The sequence below is a fragment of the uncultured Empedobacter sp. genome (genome assembly GCF_937930195.1).
GTDB lineage: Bacteria > Bacteroidota > Bacteroidia > Flavobacteriales > Weeksellaceae > Empedobacter > Empedobacter stercoris.
In genome coordinates this window covers 1-4,481 of sequence record NZ_CALGVK010000058.1, presented here as the reverse complement: position 1 = coordinate 4,481, position 4,481 = coordinate 1, and the positions used below count along the sequence as shown (strand labels likewise).

2 protein-coding genes and 1 pseudogene are annotated in these 4,481 nt (G+C 32.5%); 1 reads left to right on the top strand and 2 read right to left on the bottom strand.

Annotated elements, in window-relative coordinates; genetic code table 11:
* The coding region (locus Q0616_RS03145) for a siderophore-interacting protein (RefSeq protein WP_298775032.1) at window positions 1-878 on the top strand (878 nt) is incomplete at its 5' end.
* A 694-nt stretch (window positions 879-1,572) separates the two neighbouring features.
* Here Q0616_RS03145 and Q0616_RS03140 read toward each other — a convergent pair.
* Both Q0616_RS03140 and Q0616_RS03135 read right to left on the bottom strand, forming a co-directional pair.
* Window positions 1,573-4,017, bottom strand: a complete 2,445-nt coding sequence (locus Q0616_RS03140) for a prolyl oligopeptidase family serine peptidase (RefSeq protein WP_298775030.1) — start codon at window positions 4,015-4,017, stop codon at window positions 1,573-1,575.
* Window positions 4,018-4,130: 113 nt separating this feature from the next.
* A pseudogene (locus tag Q0616_RS03135) lies at window positions 4,131-4,481 on the bottom strand (23S rRNA pseudouridine(2604) synthase RluF); the annotation flags it as partial.

Below are 4,481 nucleotides of genomic sequence, written 5' to 3'. Positions count from 1 at the left end.
CTTCGCATAGAATTAGAATAAATCTAAATAATCTGATGGGAGATAAAGTGAAAATTGCGAAAGAGAAATTCATCTTAAAAAAGAAAGAATTTGTGACACCACATCTTATTCGCGTTCATTTAGAAAATAATGATGTGTCTTTTTTTGAAGATACAACTTTAGGAGGAACGTGTAAATTGCTTTTTCCACCGCTTGGAATCCGAGATATTCACTATGCTGAATATGATGAGGAGAACAAGAAATGGATTTCACCATCAGAAAAATTCAAACCAGTTTCTCGCACTTACACATTGCGAAATATAGATGCTGAAAACAATGTGATTGTGATAGATATTGCAAATCATGGGTTGAATGGTCCTGGATCTCGTTGGGCAAATGAAGCAAGAGAAGGCGATATGATTGGAGTTTCGATGAAATCGAAAAAGAAAGAATTAGCGCCAAAAACAGATTTCATTTTCTTAGCGGCTGATTTAACAGGTTTACCCGTAATTTCTGCTATTATAGAATCATTGCCTGCAAAAACAAACGGAGTTGTTTGTATTGAAGTTCCATCTGAAGAAGATATTCATCCAATTGAAACCAAAGCAAATTTAGAGTTTAAATGGATAGTGAATCAACATGTAGGTAATGGAACCGCTTTATATAGTTTAACAAAAAAACAAATCTTTCCGAAACGTAAAGATGGGAAACGTTATGCTTATGTGGCGGGAGAATCAAAATCTATAAAAGAAATTAAATCCTTTTTTAAAGATGATTTAGAATGGAAAAAAGACGAATTTTATTGTACATCACATTGGAAAGCTGGGAAAGCGGAGAAAAATGCATTAGAAGATTGTCACGATAAAATTGAACAAGAATTACTGGTTAGGGTTTTCTAAGTTATTTCGTAACTTTCAACTTTACATATTCTACCTTCCATAAATTCTGTGCAAATAGACATGGAGAAAAAAGCGTTAGAAAGAAGAATAAATATTTATTTTTCATTTTGTAAACGTTTAATCATTAAAGTAATAATAATATTTGTGAGGGTTAGTGATACTTTCTTTAATTTTTATCTTTTTTAATTCTTCAAGTGGAATTAACGTGTTCCAATTCGGATTTTTCGGAAAGATAAAATGTATCTTTTTTTTCTGTGATTATTTTATTTAATCTCCATCCATTTTCCATGTTTGAGTCTATTTTTCAATTTTACGATTTTTTGATAATACAAAATCTAAATCAGCAAAAGCATCTTTCACAAAAAATACGTTAAAAATATAAATTAAAGGAAATAGAAGCAAAAAGCATAATAGTCGAAAAACTAAAGGTCCTTTTTCCCATAAAAAAGAGATTAATCCGGCAAATAATATACTTATTACGCATCTCATTAATTCATACTCCATTGTAGTTGAATTAAGTAAATAATATTTTTCATATGCTCTCAAATCAATAAATAGTGAGATAAAGTAGATTATAATAAATAGAACGTTTATAACGACAAACACTTTTTTATTCATTATTCCTGATCAATTATTAACTAAATATAATAAAAAAAAGCGATTCAAAATTGAATCGCTTTTCCTGTATTGAAAATTATTTCTTTTGAGAAGTTTTTCCTTTATTCTTGACATATTTCTCTAACCATTGATCTTGTTCCCACAACATATGTAAAACATTTTCTTTGGCAGCATAACCATGCGATTCTTTTGGTAATAACACCAAACGAGTTGTTGCACCTAAACCTTTTAAAGCATTAAAATATCGCTCAGATTGCATAGGGAAAGTTCCTGTATTGTTATCAGAATCACCATGAATTAACAACAATGGTGTTTTCATTTTTTCGGCATTCATAAATGGAGACATTGTATTGTAAACCTCTGGTGCTTCCCAATAATTACGTTGTTCTGATTGGAATCCAAAAGGTGTTAATGTACGATTATAAGCTCCTGAACGTGCAATACCTGCTGCAAATAAATTAGAGTGTGATAATAAATTTGCTGTCATAAATGCACCATAAGAATGTCCACCAACAGCAACTTTTTCTCGATCAATAAAACCTAAAGCATCAACTGCATCAATAGCTGCTTTTGCATTTGCAACCAATTGCGGAACGAACGTATCGTTTGGCTCTTCTTTTCCTTCTCCAATAATTGGGAATGCGGCATCATCTAAAACGGCATAACCTCTCAACGCCCAGAAAATAGGACCTCCGTATGATGGCGAAGTAAATTTATTCTCAGAAGTTGTGACTTGTCCAGCTGTTGCTGCATCTTTAAACTCGCGAGGATAAGCCCACATTAACATTGGTAACTTTTCTTTTTTCGTTTTATCGTAGTTTGGAGGTAAATATAAAGTTCCTGATAATTCTACTCCATCAGCACGTTTGTATGTAATTAATTCTTTCGAAACTTGGTTCATCGCCTCAAAAGGATTTTTTGTAAATGTTACTTGTTTTGGCTTTCCTCCTTTTTGGAAAATATTACGTACATATAAATTAGGATAATCAGTTTTAGACTGAATTTGCTCTAATATAATTCCTTTCTTTGGATCAATTACACGTGCGATTACTTCTAACTTATCTGATTTTTGTGCTCTCCATAAACGAGAAGTTTTTTGTGTTTTGATGTCAAAATCATCCACAAAAGGTAAGATTCCATCAGCAGAAACTCCATCACCAACTAACATCAATTTTCCTTTGTTAATCGAAAGAACATTGTAACCATACTCATTTATTTCTGTTACAAAACTTCCTGGATTGTTGTATGCATCTTGTGTATTTCGACTAAAGAAACGTGTTGGTTCTTGCTTTGGATTAGAAGGATTAAAAGTATAATAACTTTCGTTTCGAGTATTGTACCATGCATCACGAATCAAAGCGACCTCATCATTCCCCCAAGTTACGCCTCTGTAACGATCTTTTATTTTTACTAATAATTCTTTGTTAGCAGTAAAAGGCGCAGCAACTTGATAAAGAGCATCACGGTATTCTGCAGGTTTGTTAGCATCACCTCCATCTAAAGCTTCTACCCAGTACAATGTATTTGGTTTGTCTGCTCGCCAATATAAACCTCTTTTCCCCATAATGGTAGAAGAAAATCCTTTTGGAACTACTTCTTGTAATTCTTTGTAATCAACTTCTTTTACTAACTTTCCATTGATATCATAGACAACATCTGTAGATGGAAAACTACTGTAGGTTACTAAATAAGAGAACGGTTTTTTGATTTCATTTACCAAAACATACTGTCCGTCTGGAGATGTAGAAATATTTGTATACATCGCTGCATCTTTCCATTTTGATTTTGCTCCCGTTTCGATGTTTACTTTCACTAATTCGGAAATAGCTAATTGCTCGAAATTAAACTCATCTGTTTTATTTTTCAACAAATCTTGGTAAGTTCTATTTTGAGCTTCTTTTCCGTCAGCTACAGAAACTGTTGGTCCTGTTGCGATTGCATCTTTTGTATCAATTAACGCTTTTTTAGAAGCTGGAATTACATTAACAATCAGCTCACTATCAGAAACCCAACTAAAAGGACGACCTAAGTTTGCATTCAATTTATCTTCGTAAACTTTTGTTGCCGATTGATTTTTAACATCAATCACCCACAATTCTACTCCTTTATCTGTAGTATTTGTAACCGCAAATTTAGATTGAGATTTGTTCCAAGATTGATTCGAAAAACGTCCTTTTGCAGGTAAACCAGCTATCGATTTTTCTTTTGAAGTTTTTAAATCAAAAAAAGTGATTTTCTCACTAAATGTTTCACGCGAATTAATATTCGTTACAGGATTAATTCGCAACCCTGCTAAACGTAACTCTGTTTCTGACAATTCATTAATCGTTTTGTAACGACTTCTGTACGATAAAAAAGCATTCTCTGCTTTACGATCCGTAGAAATTGATGGTGGCATATCTGCCTCCGCTAATTGCAAGATTTCTTGAGGCGGTAATTGAAACGTAACATTTTCTTGTGCTTTTACCGATGTTCCTATTGTCATCGCTAAAAACAATAATGAATAAACAATTTTCTTCATGTGTTTTTAAGATTTTACATCATAAAGATATTGAAACTTTGTAAATCTTAAGTAAAGAAATTAATTATCTATAAAAAAAGACAACTCACCTTATGATGAATCGTCTTTAGTATTTATCTTCTTTTTCCAAATTTTCCTCCTTTGGTATTCGTTGGCGGTTTACTTTTTCCAACTCTTGCTTGCGTTGTTGGTTTTTTTGCTGGTTTTTTGATTGATTTTCCTTTCGAATCTTTAAAATCTGGTGAAATTTCTTTGGTTTTCTTCGCAGATGATTTCTTTGACTTTTGCTGTTGAGTTTTTTCAGCATGTTTTTCAGAGTCGGCTGTTAATCGATTTAATTCTGCTAATTCTTCTGATGTTAAATCTCGGTATTGACCAAGCGGAACATTCAACGTTAAGTTCATAATTCGAACACGTTCTAACTTTTTCACCGAATACCCAAAATACTCGCACATACGACGAAT

Coding starts and splice junctions, on each gene's coding strand:
- Q0616_RS03140 (WP_298775030.1), bottom strand. CDS start 4,017: ATGAAGAAAATTGTTTATTCATTATTGTTTTTAGCGATGACAATAGGA.